Below are 14951 nucleotides of genomic sequence, written 5' to 3' on the forward strand. Positions count from 1 at the left end.
GTTTATAGTTAGATTTATAGCCTGGTTTTACGAAATTTTACGAAATTTTACGAAGACGAGCCACGCGTTTTTTAGCAACATACCAACCCGCCGCCCCCAGCCCCAGCGCCACCAATCCCATACTGGGGCTAAACTCAAACGGCACCAGCAACACCCGCACATTATCTACCCCATTGGAACCAGCACTAACATCAAAGTTCAGGGTGCGACCAGTCCAGGTAATGCCAGCGCTGCCACCATCCACGCCAATATTCATGTCATTTATGCCGGGATTAACAATACCATCAGGGGGATAAGTAACATTCGCTTGGGCAAAGTTAAGATTAGAAGGATCAAGGGTATCTGAGGCACTGAGGAAAGTATCCTGGAAAATCAAGCCGCCGATCGGTTTATCAAAGGTGATCGAAGCGGTGGTCGATCGACTAATGCCAATCCCATCAGTTTCTGGGTCATAGGAAAAATAGTAAGAATCAATCATAATCCCAGCCGGAATTGCGCCAATACTGAGATTACCGCTGTTATAGTTCACACCTGGTTGATCCGCATCCACTGCAATCGGCACCGCAAAAATCTGGTTCACACTTTCTAGAAAGAAGAAAACGTTAGTATCGCTTTCATATTGATTACGTTCAATCGTAAAACCAGGACCGATTGGATCACCAAAAAAGCCACCACCCGGTGCCTCTAGGTTATCCATCATTGAAAAAGTAAGAGCAGCGGCGGGGTTGGGTAAGCCGATCGCCCCGCACAGGCTAGCTGTGGCCAGGAACAGTACCATGCTCCACCTTGGCAGTCTGAATAATTTAAATTTAAATTCAAATTCAAATTTAAATAGCTTGAGCAAGCTGGCTGACATTAGCGATCGATCGCCCCAGCTTAATTGATGGTTTGCTTGGTCTTTAGACAGAGCTTCAGATAAAGTTTTAGATAGAGGTTCAGTTAGATGCTTAGCTTGAGACAATTTGGCATCGTCAAAATTTGACCGCAGCGAGCGGTAACAGCTTTCTTTATTCATAGTTTCATTGATCTCACATGAATCCTTGATCGCAATCGCTACCAGCTAAATCCAGGTAGTTCAGCCGATTGAAATTAAAGGTTTAAAAAATTACAGGTTTAAATTGATTGAATTTACATCAATTGAACGGATGTGTATCAGTTAATCCAGACACTACAATTGTGAATCGTCTTGGTTGCCTAACTGGCAGTTCTAGTATCCCATTAAAGCGAAATAATCTTCCTTCGCCAAATGACTAGCGTTAATCATATTGCGCTTTTAACCAAATTTATGCCTATATTTCGCAAAAAAATAGACTAGATTCTGGATCTAGCTCAAGTAGATTAACTAACGTAATGGCCAGGTTCATTTTCGTCTGAATTGCCCTGAAGCTCTTGGTGATCAGTTACGATCGCCCATGCATTTAATAGTTATACAGCTAGTTAGCGTTCCCTTCCGCCAGGAACAGCATAATGTCCAAAATATCCGCTTCATCTTCCTGCAACAGATCGCCACTAATATACTTAGCACCAACCCGTGCTAATTCCGTTTGAATAAGTGAGGGTAGTTCCAGCTTGCTGCGCAAGGTAGCGATCGCCGTTTGGATTTGATTACAGTCATACATAGTTCAAAGTTTAGATCCGTCTAATTAAGCCAGTGCTTGGGCTAGGATTGAGATTTTTTGCTTTTTTACTAGGTATATTAATCTGGGAATATTTGTAATATTTACAGTTTAGGCTTAAATTGCTTTTTTACAAACTTGCTTTAAAACAATTTGACATTAATTCGATTGCAATTAATCAGGCTTGGTTTTATATAAATACTTTATGTATATCTAGCTTAAGTATAAACGCGGAGGCAATTCTGTATTCCAAAATACTTAAGCCAACTTATTCACAATCGTCGGGCAGGGAGTTTGGTTCGCCGCAGGTATAGCCACGATCGCCATTAGCCAAGGTTTCTTCAGGGGCTGGGTTATGACAATCATTCCTGAGAACGATCGGCCTCAGTTATGTTTTTTGAATAAATAACTTGAATTAATTCATAGCTAAACTGCCAAATCCGATTAGCAGCCCTGGTGGACAATGAAACTGGCGATCGATTTCCCTGCCGCCAATAACCACCATCCTTGGCTTCATCCAGGAGCAATTCATGGCTGGAATGCTGTTTAAGGGGATAAGAAACTTCCCCTGCCCGATCGACACTACAATATCTGTTCAAATCGCAGGCGATATCGCAGACAGGATAAGTTGGGTAAGGATTGATCGTTTGGGTGTCAGTTGAATCAACCGGAGACGAACTAGAATGCTCTAGGCGCTGTCGAAAACCGAACAAGAAGCGATCGATTGTTTTATTCATTTGTGATGGCCTATATGGTGCTTTTAAGTGATTGATTAAGTGATTTATATAAAGGGCTGCTGGCGATCGCTAATTGATTGGATTAGCAAAAACCAGAGAGCAAGATTAATCAAGCGAGGCTCAGGACTAAAAAAAGAAGTGATCTGAGAAAAATGCTTGATCAACAACTCATTTCAAATTTATTTGATGGGTTATGCAGCAACTACTTTCTTAACCTGCAATCCCTAACTAAATAATTTGCGCTGCTAAAAGTAAAGGCTGACCGCCGACCGATCGCTTAATTACTTAATGCTGCAAAATAGCTTGAATAAAAAATACTAATTTATTAGCTCAATGAATTGATGTAGCTAGACTCAAAGTAGCTTGGTTTAAATTAAATTTACAAATAAATCTACTAAGTTGACTAAATTAATCCCTAAGTTGTAACTGGTTGAAAGGCAACTAGTCACGATCGATTTAGATTAAATATTAGCTATCTATTTATGTTTATATAAAACTACAATTAAAATAATTGATTTGTTGTAATAAGACCTTTCCCTAACTATCTTACCAAGTAAATCTTTGCTGCGGATGTTAACTTTAGATGAAGCAAGACGAAGAAATATTACAAAAACTAATCACTGAATTGACAAATTCAGTTGAACTAGCCTCTGCTCAGAGATGGTTACGGCGATCGACTATTAACTAAACTATATTAATTTGGCAATGAGTATTTACTTTAATCTATATGTAACTTTATATACTTTATATATTTAAGATCTATCTACATGTATTTAGATCTACCTTTTAATATGAAGTAAAGATGTGCTTATTTTGAATTCAGCTTGACCACTTGGCTATGCCTTGATAATGCTCTTATATGTTAATTTGAGGGAACAACAAGGGGGCTAGGAATTTAAATTATGGCCGATCGCCAGACTAACAAAATTGAACGCCAGCGATTATCATCACTGTCCTCAGCACAGTTTTCAAAGTCGCAGTTTAAATCACGATTGCGTTCACTAAATTGTCTCAGTCTAGCCCTCACCACAACTGGAATTGGCTTAGGTATTTATGTTGGTTTTAGTTATCTAAACTATGGCGCGGCGTTGATTGGCTTTGAATCAAAATATCTAGATCTAGATCTAGATACTGTTGCCTTGGCTCAAGAAATCCAGATTGTGCCCGATCGCTCTTTGCCTCAAAACAGCATCGTGCAGCCCGATGGCAATACCCTGAATATCACTGGTGGGGCAATAAATGGGGCGAATCTGTTCCATAGTTTCAGTGAGTTCTCGCTTAACTCTGGCCAAACGGCGCATTTTCAAAATGACGCAGCGATCGCCAATATCCTCACCCGTGTCACTGGCAATAATGTTTCCGAGATTGATGGCCTGATTCGTGCCAATGGCAATGCGAATTTATTTTTGCTCAATCCCAATGGGATTTTGTTTGGTGAAAACGCCCGCTTAGATCTAGGTGGTTCGTTTGTGGCCACCAGCGCCGATGCGATCGAGTTCGCCGATGGGAATCTTTTTGCCGCTCAGGATGCAGAATTAGTGCCCCTCTTGACCATGACTGCACCCGTGGGTTTGCAGTTTAATGGGAATGATGGTGTAAATGGTGCGATCGAAGTGCAGGGGAATGGCCACAACTTCACGAGGGAAAGCCCCATCTTTGCGCCAGTGCTGGGAGTAGGAATGCTAGAAGATGGTTTGCAAGTACAGCCAGGACAGAATTTAGCCCTGATTGGTAATGGTATTAATGTCAATGGTGGCTTGCTTGCGGCCGAGGGTGCGCATATTGAGCTGGGTAGTTTGTCAGCGGGTAGAGTTCTGTTTACGCCGATCGCCCAGGGTTGGGAATTTAATTATGAATCAAGTGCCAATCGCCGCGATCTCAAGTTTAGTGATATTAATCTGCGCGATCGTGCCGCCGTGGATGGCAGCGGCAGCCTGACCAGTGGCATTTATATTCAGGCTCATAATTTAAATATTACTGATGGCTCGGTGGTGGCAATTCAAAACCAAGGCTTGATGCCAGGCAGTGATATCCGCGTGAATGCTAACGGTACAGTCGCTCTCAGTGGCACAACGACTGATACCACAATTCAAAGCAGTATCACCAATACCACCTTGACTCCAGGCGCATCGGGAGCGATCGCCATCAATGCCGCTGATTTACACGTACTCGAAGGCGCTAGGCTGGTATCGCGTACCTTTAGTAGTGGCAGAAGCGGCGATATTGAACTGAATGTCAATAATGATTTCCGGATCATTGGCTTCTCACCAATTAATCCACTTGTGTTTAGCACAGTTAGTTCTACTACGCTCTCAGACGGCAGGGCAGGGGATATTCGCGTAAATACCCAAAACTTAATCAGTAGAGATGCGGGAGTGCTTTCTAGTGCTACCTTTGATCGCGGCCAGGGTGGCGATTTGACCGTAGTTGCCACTGACTTGATCTCTCTAGCTGGAGCCGAACCCTTCACCACCACCCCCAGCTCGATCGCGGCGACAACCTTTAATAGTGGCAATGCGGGGAATGTGACTGTTACTGCCAAAAACTTAGTGATTGAACAGGGTGGCCGCATAGATTCATCTACCACTGCCACCGGCAATGCTGGTAGTGTGGAAATTAATGTCAGTGAAGCGGTGATTCTAAGTGGCGATCCCACTCAACCAGGCGAACCGGGTCTGATTGCATCCGCTTCGGCGATCGTGTCCGAAGGCTTGCAAAATGCCTTTAATCTGCCGCCAGTGCCCACGGGCAATTCTGGGAATGTCACGGTTAATACAAAATTGTTGCAGGCCACCAATGGTGGTTTGGTCAGTGTGGTTAGTAATGGCTCTGGCCATCCTGGCACAGTGCGCATCAACAGCGATCATATATTGCTTACCAATCGGGGTGGCATTCTGGCTCTTACTGATCAAGAATCGGGCGGGAATATTGAAATTACCACCGGTGATATCGATATGTTTGCCGCGTTTATCAATGCTTCCTCGATCGGTACTGGCGATGGTGGCAATATTCGGATTAATGCCACAGGTAATGTAACGGTGGCAGATGTTGATTTTTTAAACGTCTTTAATAATGTATTTGTGCCCTTTATTTTTATTACACCAGGCAGTCAGAACATAGCTGAAGTGAATGGAATTTTGACCCTTACTAATTCCGCTGGCAGGTCGGGCGATATTGATATTCAAGCCAATCAATTGACTGTGCGTGATGGCGGCCTGGTGGTCACGGGCGTGTTTGCTAGTAGCACCGCTGGCAATTTAACAATTAATGCCAATCAGTTGCTCAATGTGGATGGTGGTTTAGTAGTAGCGATCTCGGCGATCGGTGATGGGCAGGGCGGGGATGCTTCAATTACCAGTCCGGTGATCAAGCTCAGTCAGGCCGGGTTAATCACCTCAATTACGCTGGGTTCGGGGAATGCCGGGAATGTGATTGTGCAGGCTAGTGAAGCGATCGAAATCACCGATACCCTGTTGAGTGGTAGTCCGATTCCAGGCTTTGAAGTCATTCCTTCTTCGATTTCATCGGCCGCCACCGCTACTTCCACGGGCAATGGCGGTAGCCTGGTGGTTATTACGCCCCAGCTAACTTTAAGCAATCAGGGGGTAATCGCTGTCAATGCTGATAACATCGGCCAGGCCGGTAATTTGCTAATTCAAAGCGATATTATTTCACTGGATAACAGCGACATTACTGGGAATAGTATTTCCGGTCAAGGCGGAAACGTTAATTTGCAAGTTGGCGATCGGCTGATTCTGCGCAATGCCAGTAATATCTCTACCACCGCTGGATTAGATCTAACTAGCAGTGGGAATGGCGGCAATATTAATATTTCCACACCAGTGCTGGTGGCCTTAGAACAAAGCAACATCAGCGCCAATGCCTTCCTGGGGATGGGCGGCAATATTGATATTGTTACTGCTGGCTTGTTCACCTCAACTAATAGTGAGATTAGCTCTAGTTCTCGCCTGGGGGTAGATGGAGTGGTGGAAGTGAATAGTCCCGACATTGACCCCAGTAGTGGCCTGGTGGAATTGGAAACTAAAGTGGTGGATTTTAGTAACCTGGTGGCGGTGGGTTGTGATGCCGATCGCGGTAATACCTTTGTGGTTACGGGTCGCGGCGGCTTACCAGCCACACCACGAGAAATCGTCAGAGCCGAGCCCAGTGTGATCGATTGGCGATCGCCCTTTAGTACGGCAAGCAGTACAACCAATAATCAATCGCATTTACCTGATCCATCCCAATCAGTAAGTTCAGTAAGTTCAGTAAGTAAGGCCACTAATCCAACCCCTAGCACTAACCCACCCAGCGAAATCACCAAAATAAACGAAGTGCAGGGCTGGCGCTTGGATCCAAATGGCCAGGTGATCTTAGTGGCAGATGCGACGAATTATGAAAGCCAGAGTAATCGGATTTTGCCTAAGCGCGATTGTACTACTAAGCAATAACTTCGATATGACGTACCAACAGCTAACCCCAATCTTAACAAAGCTCCGCCACTACACGGAAAACCTCTATGCCGATCGATTGGATCGATTGGATCGTTTGATTCTATTTGGTTCTCAAGCTAGGGGAGATGCAGAGCAAGACTCAGATATTGATATTTTAGTAGTCCTGAAAGATGAGGTTGACTCCTGGACAGAAATTAAGCGTACTGGTGATTTTATCTCTCAGTTGGGTCTGAAAAACAACATCTTGATTTGCAATATTTTTGTCTCTGCTCAGGAATATCTGGAGCAAAATACTGCCCTCTTACGGAATATCAAGCGAGAGGGCATGACTATTTAACCTAAGCTGCCTGATGCTTAGGAAAATCAATATAACCCTTTGCCCCAGGGCTATACCAGGTTGGCAGATCCGAATGCTACTTTAATACTGCTTAATTTAGAACTCATTTGATGATTCATATTGTGTTGGTGCAGCAGCAATGACTAATCAAAATCCTACTTCCATCCCAGCTAATCGTGCCAATCAGATTGAGACCTACTTTAATTTAGGTAACCAGGCTTACTATAAAAACAAAAAAACCGAAGCCAAGCAATATTATCGCCAATGCCTCCAGCTCAAACCCGATTGGCTCAATGCGCTATATAACATCGGCGTAGTTTGCACGGAACTAGAACAATGGCCAGAGGCAACAAAATATTTAGGCCAGGTAATCGCCATCAAGCCCGATCATGCCCATGCCTATAACTATCTGGGCATCATTGCCCGGCGGCAGAATCAATTAATCGAGGCGGTGCTACAGTTCCAAACCGCGATCGCCATTAAGTATCAATTCCCCGACGCGCATTTTAATTTGGGGATGACCCTGCTGCAAATGGGTAGACTGATTGCGGGATTCGCTGAATCGGAATGGCGCTGGCAAACCGATCGCTTTACACCCCTGAATTGCCCTCAACCTCAGTGGCAAGGCGAAGACATTAGCCAGCAAAGTATTCTGGTGCATACGGAGCAGGGCGCAGGCGATGCGATTCAATTTATTCGCTATATGCCCCTGTTAATCCCCAGATGCAAGCAGGTAATTCTTTGTTGCCCCGATCATCTGGTGGCCTTGTTCAAGCCGATCGCCGGGATTGCGCAGATCTATACGGCGGGGGCGATTCCTCTGTCTGAGTTTTCCACCTTTGCGCCGTTAATGAGCTTGCCCCATTTGTTAAGAACGACGCTAAACACAATTCCCAATCAGGTTCCCTATTTAGACATCGAACCAGATAGAAAGGAAAAGATGGCAGCACTTTTTAGTAAGTCTAATTCTAATCCCAAAGTTGGCATTGTCTGGGCGGGGAGCCCTACCCACACCGACGATCGCAATCGTTCTTGTACCTTGCGTGATCTGCTGCCGATTCTGGAACTAGCGAATTTAAATTTCTATAGCCTGCAGAAAGGCCCCCAGGAAACCGAGTTAAACCAGTTACCTGATGCTGTGCAAATCAACGATTTAAGCCCCCATATTCACGATTATATGGATACGGCGGCAGCGATCGATCATTTAGACCTGGTGATCGGCGTGGATACCTCGGTGGTGCATCTGGCGGGGGCGTTGGGTAAGTCGGTATGGGTGATGCTTTCCCATTCCCCGGATTGGCGCTGGCTGCTGGATCGCTCTGACACGCCCTGGTATCCAACGATGCGGCTGTTTCGGCAATCGCAACCAAGGCATTGGCAGGATGTGGTTGAGGCGATCGTTGAGAATTTAACCAGTATAATAGTGCAATAATTTGGACTTTGCTATGGCTACTCTCAATCAAAAGATTCAGCAACAACTTGATGCCTTACCCGGTGACCAGGTAAAGGCGGCTTTAAAACGTTGGCTAGATATTTCTGATGCTGATCTAACGGCACTGGAGCAAGCTTTATGGGAAGAACAGGAAGCGATCGCTGCTGTTGACACAATGATGGAATCCCAGAAATTTATTCAAGAGTTTCCTATTCTGACTGAAGAACAAAAAATCCAACGCAGCCTAGAAGCACATGCAGACTATGAAAAAAATGGCGGGATTGCCAATGCTGAGATTGAAGCTTGGATCAGCAATCTCCCCAATTAGAGTAATCTTATGGCTAAGCTGATTTGGTCATTTCCAGCTAAAGCTGACCTTGATCGACACTACTATTATTTAGCAGCGCATGAGCCCAGTGCTGCACGAAAAGCAATTAAAGCAATTAGTAAGGCTGCTAAACGACTTGCTAGTATGCCTTATCTGGGAGCCGTCCTTGAAGAAAAATCCAGTTTGCGAAAATGGCCAGTTTCTTTTGGGAAGTATGGCTATGTGATTCATTACACAGTGACCAATAATGCGGTTGTTATTGATGCTGTTTATCATGGCCGCGAGGAGCGATCGTATTAAATTGAAATCACGATCGCTATCTCTACAAGGCATGAGCGATCGACTCTAAAAACTTTTCAACCTGAGCAGGCGATCGCAGATGATAAACCCGCCTGGTCTTGGCCGCTTGCGCCACATAATCTCGATACTTCGGCGTTAACTTCCTATGGCATAACCACAGATTGCGATAACTGTTCAGCGAACTTTTGAGAATAGGGCTATGTTCCGGCCAGCCGGAAGGCGGCACAAAGAAGCCTGTGATCATTCGTTTGGTGACCCGCCAGAAATGCAGCGGCAGGGGTAGATCCAGATAAACCAAAGTATCAGCCCGATCGAGCCGGAGCCAGAGCGTATCGATCGAACCAAACCCATCGATCACCCATTGCTCACTGGCTAAAATTTCCGCATGGGCTTGCTTATATTCTTGGCTGGAAACTGCCACGCCGCCTGGTTGATATTGCACCCTATCCAGAATATGCAGCGGTAGGTTAGTAATCGTGGCGATCTGCTGGCTCAGGGTTGATTTACCTGCTCCGGCATTGCCAAATACGGCTACTTTTTGCATGGTTTTTTTTGCTGTTAAATCATCAATCATAGCTAATTTACTAGCGAAGCAATTAACTGATGATGCTCCGCCCAGGCCGACCAAACCTGCTGTGCCCACGATCGCTCTGAGCTTTCGCCACAACTAGCCTTAAATAAATACTTTTATGAAGTTGTATCAATCCACTCTATGAGTGCTTTTTTTCTGATATATATATAGATATGGGTCTGTCTAAGCAATTTAGCGCATACTTGCTTGTTACTGCTAGGCTTACCCTTGATTGATTGGGGACGGAATCAATCGGTCAAGTAAAACTGAATAATACTGAGCTATTAAGATCCAGTTAAGACAGGGAACAAGACATGGCAACTCTAGATGCAAACCTACTAGTCGATCGCAATGAGCTTACCGAAAGCGATCAAAGTATTCTTAAAACGCTGAGAATCAATCGGCATGATGCAGAACCCACCGATCGCATTGAAGCTTCTGGTGCAGCAAAAACTAAAGTTCAACCAGCCAGAACCAAATATCTCTGGTGGCAAAGATTTGCTTAAATCTCAATCCTAAATCTAGTAACCGAGATACCCTAATGCTCTGGCACTAAGCTAGCCCACAACTTGGTTAGCCATATTTTTTGTGCAGGTTATTGGGTAAACCTTTTCCGCCTTTTCAGCAATTAGAGCAACAATATTCCCCTAGGTTTTTTGAAGCCTAGACCAGATATTAGTTAACGATCGTCACTTCTTCTTGATCCGACCAGGATATCGAAGAGGTGATTTTTAATGCCCCTAGAACATAACACCTGGCCGATCGGCAAAGTATGCTAATCACCAATCAACCAATCTAAGGCATCCTCACCCAAATTATGCGGATATAGGCTTGAGCAGATATTTAATTATGGCTAAAGACAAAAACTGGCGAGCCCCTCAGACTCACCAGCGAGGTCACTGTTCCCCGTTGGCTATATATGACGATCGGCTTAAGCCAAGGTTCCCACTGTTTCAAAAAAAATTTAAAACTTTTTTGCGATCGAGCTAAAACTCTTGCTATAGGTAGCTTTTAGCCAGAAAAATAAATTTACTAATCCCGATCGCTAACCTTTTTTGCTGCGGTGATTAGACTGCTAGTACTGTTAGCAAATAGTGAGCAATATAAACCGACTTGGATTAGGCTTGCATATTTGGATAAATACACTATAAATACACTCTAATCACTACTTGGATACTTAATTGACTCTAATCCGAGACTCTAATCCGATCGTAACCAGCTTGATTCGAGCCTGAGTAGAAATCCTGAGCTGAAGGAGCAATACTAAGCATTTAATAAACCTTTCGCCAACTCCTGAAGCCATCTCTATAAAAGGCTTTCATGCTGAGCTTGCCAGTTCATCCCCCCCTTGGGATAGATTGACTATTGATCAGATTTTAATATAGCTTAAACTTAAGTTATAGGCTCTAAGCTATAAGCATAGGTTATCATTAAGATAGGATAATCTGTTTCAAATTCTGGGGTTTTAGTCAGCTCTTGTGCAGCTAATGGGATAAAGTTAAATCAATGTTAAATCTATTTTAAAAAAACTAATTAGCGACGGTTCAGCATTTGCGACGCTGCGATCGCTGGAACGAAACCTGATCTTCCAGCACACGACGCACCGCGATGCAGATGTAATAGAGTGGCGGATTGACTTACTGTTCACCGGATGCGTGGAGCAACCCACCCAGGATTAGAAGCTAGCTATGCTTGCCTGCCGTCTTGAGCCCTAAGTTCTGATTAAGGAGGAATTACTAAGTGGATTTTTTGTCCGATTTCTTTATACGCTTCGTGGCGAAGTTGCAGTCCCCGACCCTCGGCTTTCTGATTGGTGGTATGTTTATTGCCGCCTTCAATAGCCGACTGCAAATTCCAGATGCAATTTATAAGTTCATCGTTTTCATGCTGCTCATAAAAGTTGGCCTGAGCGGCGGTATTGCAATCCGCAACGCCAATCTGACGGAGATGCTGTTGCCCGCTGCGTTTGCTGTGGTAGTGGGAATCATTATTGTGTTCATTGGGCGCTACACATTGGCCAAGCTGCCGAACGTCAAACCCTTGGATGGCATTGCGACCGCCGGCTTGTTCGGTGCGGTGAGTGGCTCTACCCTCGCTGCCGCTCTGACCCTAATGGAAACGGAAGGTATTCAATACGAAGCCTGGGCCGCCGCCCTCTATCCTTTCATGGACATCCCAGCGCTCGTGACGGCGATCGTCTTGGCTAGCATTTATGCCAGTAAGCAGAGCGGTACCGCAGGCAAGCGGGTCAGGATATGGCCGATCGTAAAGGACAGTCTCCAGGGAGCTGCCCTATCGGCACTGCTGCTCGGCATCGCTCTAGGCCTGATAACCAAGCCGGAAAGCGTCTATGAGAGCTTCTACAATCCCCTCTTCCGTGGTCTGCTTTCGATCTTGATGCTGGTAATGGGTATGGAGGCCTGGGCCAGAATCAGCGAGCTGCGCAAGGTAGCCCAGTGGTACGCCCTATATGCCTTGGTGGCACCGTTGTTGCATGGGTTTATTGCCTTCGGTTTCGGCGTGATTGCCCACTACACCACGGGATTCAGCTATGGCGGCGTTGTGATTCTTGCTGTGATCGCCGCCTCCAGTTCAGATATCTCAGGGCCGCCCACTTTGCGAGCTGGGATCCCGGCGGCCAATCCCTCCGCTTACGTGGGCTCGTCCACAGCGGTCGGTACGCCAATTGCACTTGCCTTGGGAATACCGCTCTACATGGGGCTTGCCCAGTCGTTGATGGGCGGCTGATCCCAGATGGGTCGTGGTCTGCCGGTGTTTTCTTGACCCGGCAACCAACGCGGCGGCTAAGTCGGCGCGATCGAGAACGGTGTTGCCGTTTTCCTAAGTTTCTATGTAGTTTAATAAATATATACGTCGGGAGGTAACCAACATGTCCCAGCAAGCAAGCAAGCTCGTCATCATCACGGAAAAGTTACTGATAAAAAAAGTCGCCAGGATCATCGACGATGCCGGAGCCACTGGTTATACGGTGGTGGATGCTGGTGGTAAAGGCAGTCGCAATGTGCGATCGTCGGGACGACCCACTGTTTCTGACACCTACTCGAATGTAAAGTTCGAGGTGCTCACCCCCAATCGGGAAATGGCAGTGAAGATTTCGGATGCGGTCGCGGCGCAGTTTTTCGAAGATTATTCGGGTATCGCCTATCTCTGTGATGTGATGGAGGTACTGCACGCGCACGAGTTTTAACTCAAAAGCCAGTCGATCAAACCCAAAAGCTGGGGTTATGCCCCGGTTTTTTGGTGACCGTATTTCGAGCGATCGTAGGCTTGAGTGAATTTGAGCGGTGTAATCCAGATATAGTCAGGATGCTACCTATGACGATCGGCATCAATAGTCAGGGGGCGATCGCTTTATTGCTAGATCGTGCTACAAAAATAAGACGGCTTGCCCGATTCGATCCCTGTAACTGGGTTAAATTAATCGATCGGGTGATGCTATTTGATCCCTTCATCCTCCCATTGATTGTTATATGTCATCCTGTTTGATTCTGACTGAGCGCAATCGCTACTTTTCCTGTCATATTCAATTGCCCGACGAAGCAAAGCCAATCCCGGCGATCGCGGTGGCGGATTGTTTTTATGGCTATTTCAAGTTTGTGCGTACTGCCACTGAGGTCTTGAAACTAATTGGGCGACTGAGTTCGCGGCATAATCAACTGGCGATCACTAATTTGGCCACCGCCACTCAGGGATATGGCATTTGGGTGCTGGAACCCCAGGCGATCGACATGAGGCCAGAGCAAAGCCAGCTTCAACAGGCCAAAACCCAATTGGCTCCAGCCGCGTTTAAGTATTTCTCACTGGAGCAAGAGTGCCAGTTAATTGATATTCGGGTGCCGGATCTATATGAGACAATCCCGGCGATCGCTGATGGGGGTAAGTATTACAGCCTGTTTAAGATTGAAGAAGATGAGGTGGAAGTGTTGCTGTTGGCGGCCAAGCTGACTGGAAGGGGTGATGAGGTGGCGATCGCGCAACTGGAACAGGGCTATGCGGTATGTGTGCTGGAGCTGGAGGCTAATCCGGTTAGTTCTTAGGTAATTTGGTTATCTTGCTAATATAGTAACGCAAAATATTAGTATATTTAAGCCATTATTAGCCAAGATATTTGCGGGTGGCTGTTCATGAGCAACGGGAAATTTAATCCAGTCAAAGCAGTCCCACAGTGGCGATCGTTTAACCTAAATGAGTTGATTTATGATCTTTCCGATTTGAATACACATAGAGCCAATTATTCTTACGCAAAACATCCAGCCACATCTACATTCGTTGTTACCTATAGCTGCCACTGTTTCTCTTTGCCTTGATTTTTAAACTTACAAGCTACTCTGACTAAATTAACTATGATCGTAAGATATAACTAGATAACTTAAGTTAAGAATGCAAGAGCTACAAGGTGAATTATGGCTGCTCCTGACCTGAGCAAACAGTCAATTCAAACGCTGCCTCTAGAAAATGGTGATCGGCTCTCTCGCAATGAGTTCGAACGTCGCTATAGTGCTATGCCTCACATCAAAAAAGCCGAGCTAGTTGCCGGAATAGTTTATATGGCCTCACCTCTGAGAATTGATCGCCATGGTTATCCGCATACCATCATCATGACCTGGCTGGGCACATATCAAATCGCTACACCAGGATTGATCGCCGGTGATAATGCAACGGTGCGATTGGATCATGATAACGAGTTGCAGCCTGATGGTTTGCTGATGATTATCACTGACGGACAGGCCAGCATTAGCACCGATGGCTATGTGGAAGGAGCGCCAGAATTAATCGTCGAAGTGGCGGCTAGCAGTGCTTCGATCGATCTGCATAACAAGCTAGAAATTTATCGCCACAATCGGGTGCAGGAATATTTAGTCTGGCGGGTGTATGAAAAGGAATTTGATTGGTTCCGGTTGCAAAACGAGGCATATAAACAGATGCCAGCAGATGAGGCAGGAATTGTTCAATCCGAGGTGTTCCCTGGGCTGTGGTTGGCCAAAGAGGCTTTACTGAGTGGCAACTTTGCGAAGGTGCTGGAGGTATTGCAACAAGGGCTAGCAACATCGGTACATCAGGATTTTGTAGGCCAACTCCAACTAACTCAGACTCAGTAGTCGGATTAATTAGTGGCAAAACTAAGCCAGGGTATAGAAGCCGATGAGAGTGAATT

At 45.6% G+C, this 14951-nt stretch carries 15 protein-coding genes; 11 read left to right on the plus strand and 4 right to left on the minus strand.

The window, feature by feature from the left end; genetic code table 11:
• Nucleotides 1–37: 37 nt before the first annotated feature.
• The 3 genes from PSE7367_RS19255 to PSE7367_RS19265 form a co-directional block, all read right to left on the minus strand.
• Nucleotides 38–778: a PFE-CTERM domain-containing protein gene (locus PSE7367_RS19255; RefSeq protein WP_156800575.1), complete on the minus strand. Its 741-nt coding sequence runs from the start codon at nt 776–778 to the stop codon at nt 38–40.
• A gap of 655 nt (nt 779–1433) precedes the next feature.
• Nucleotides 1434–1619, minus strand: a complete 186-nt coding sequence (locus PSE7367_RS19260; RefSeq protein ID WP_015146228.1) for a hypothetical protein — start codon at nt 1617–1619, stop codon at nt 1434–1436.
• Between the two features lie 359 nt (nt 1620–1978).
• Nucleotides 1979–2353: a hypothetical protein gene (locus PSE7367_RS19265; RefSeq protein ID WP_015146229.1), complete on the minus strand. Its 375-nt coding sequence runs from the start codon at nt 2351–2353 to the stop codon at nt 1979–1981.
• A gap of 902 nt (nt 2354–3255) precedes the next feature.
• On the opposite strand from PSE7367_RS19265, the gene PSE7367_RS20890 reads away from it, so the two are divergent.
• The 5 genes from PSE7367_RS20890 to PSE7367_RS19290 all read left to right on the plus strand — a co-directional run bounded on the left by PSE7367_RS20890 (nt 3256) and on the right by PSE7367_RS19290 (nt 9204).
• Nucleotides 3256–6804, plus strand: a complete 3549-nt coding sequence (locus PSE7367_RS20890) for a two-partner secretion domain-containing protein (protein ID WP_015146230.1) — start codon at nt 3256–3258, stop codon at nt 6802–6804.
• A gap of 7 nt (nt 6805–6811) precedes the next feature.
• Nucleotides 6812–7144, plus strand: coding sequence for a nucleotidyltransferase domain-containing protein (locus tag PSE7367_RS19275; RefSeq protein WP_015146231.1), 333 nt, complete (start codon nt 6812–6814; stop codon nt 7142–7144).
• Between the two features lie 139 nt (nt 7145–7283).
• Nucleotides 7284–8576 (plus strand): tetratricopeptide repeat protein, encoded by a 1293-nt coding sequence (locus PSE7367_RS19280; RefSeq protein WP_015146232.1) that lies wholly within the window; start codon nt 7284–7286, stop codon nt 8574–8576.
• A gap of 13 nt (nt 8577–8589) precedes the next feature.
• A complete protein-coding gene (locus tag PSE7367_RS19285; RefSeq protein ID WP_015146233.1) occupies nt 8590–8904 on the plus strand; it encodes a hypothetical protein in 315 nt (104 codons plus the stop codon).
• Nucleotides 8905–8913: 9 nt separating this feature from the next.
• Nucleotides 8914–9204: a type II toxin-antitoxin system RelE/ParE family toxin gene (locus PSE7367_RS19290; RefSeq protein WP_015146234.1), complete on the plus strand. Its 291-nt coding sequence runs from the start codon at nt 8914–8916 to the stop codon at nt 9202–9204.
• A gap of 22 nt (nt 9205–9226) precedes the next feature.
• On the opposite strand, the gene PSE7367_RS19295 is transcribed toward PSE7367_RS19290, so the two are convergent.
• Nucleotides 9227–9748, minus strand: coding sequence for a P-loop NTPase family protein (locus PSE7367_RS19295; RefSeq protein ID WP_041700287.1), 522 nt, complete (start codon nt 9746–9748; stop codon nt 9227–9229).
• A gap of 341 nt (nt 9749–10089) precedes the next feature.
• Between PSE7367_RS19295 and PSE7367_RS19300 the strand changes: the two genes are divergently transcribed.
• From PSE7367_RS19300 to PSE7367_RS19320, 6 genes are all read left to right on the plus strand, one after another.
• The gene (locus PSE7367_RS19300; protein ID WP_015146236.1) at nt 10090–10281 is read left to right on the plus strand and encodes a hypothetical protein; all 192 of its coding nucleotides are present in this window, start codon (nt 10090–10092) and stop codon (nt 10279–10281) included.
• Between the two features lie 1234 nt (nt 10282–11515).
• Nucleotides 11516–12523, plus strand: a complete 1008-nt coding sequence (locus PSE7367_RS19305; RefSeq protein WP_015146237.1) for a sodium-dependent bicarbonate transport family permease — start codon at nt 11516–11518, stop codon at nt 12521–12523.
• Between the two features lie 142 nt (nt 12524–12665).
• A complete protein-coding gene (locus PSE7367_RS19310; protein WP_015146238.1) occupies nt 12666–12983 on the plus strand; it encodes a P-II family nitrogen regulator in 318 nt (105 codons plus the stop codon).
• Between the two features lie 53 nt (nt 12984–13036).
• The gene (locus tag PSE7367_RS22275) at nt 13037–13282 is read left to right on the plus strand and encodes a hypothetical protein (protein ID WP_156800576.1); all 246 of its coding nucleotides are present in this window, start codon (nt 13037–13039) and stop codon (nt 13280–13282) included.
• On the plus strand, nt 13267–13833 hold the full coding sequence (locus tag PSE7367_RS19315) for a hypothetical protein (RefSeq protein ID WP_015146240.1): 567 nt from the start codon (nt 13267–13269) through the stop codon (nt 13831–13833). Before PSE7367_RS22275 ends, PSE7367_RS19315 begins: the two co-directional genes overlap by 16 nt.
• Before the next feature lie 366 nt (nt 13834–14199).
• On the plus strand, nt 14200–14895 hold the full coding sequence (locus PSE7367_RS19320; RefSeq protein ID WP_015146241.1) for a Uma2 family endonuclease: 696 nt from the start codon (nt 14200–14202) through the stop codon (nt 14893–14895).
• Nucleotides 14896–14951: the final 56 nt, after the last annotated feature.

Source organism: Pseudanabaena sp. PCC 7367 (assembly GCF_000317065.1).
Taxonomy (GTDB): Bacteria; Cyanobacteriota; Cyanobacteriia; order Pseudanabaenales; family Pseudanabaenaceae; genus Thalassoporum; species Thalassoporum mexicanum.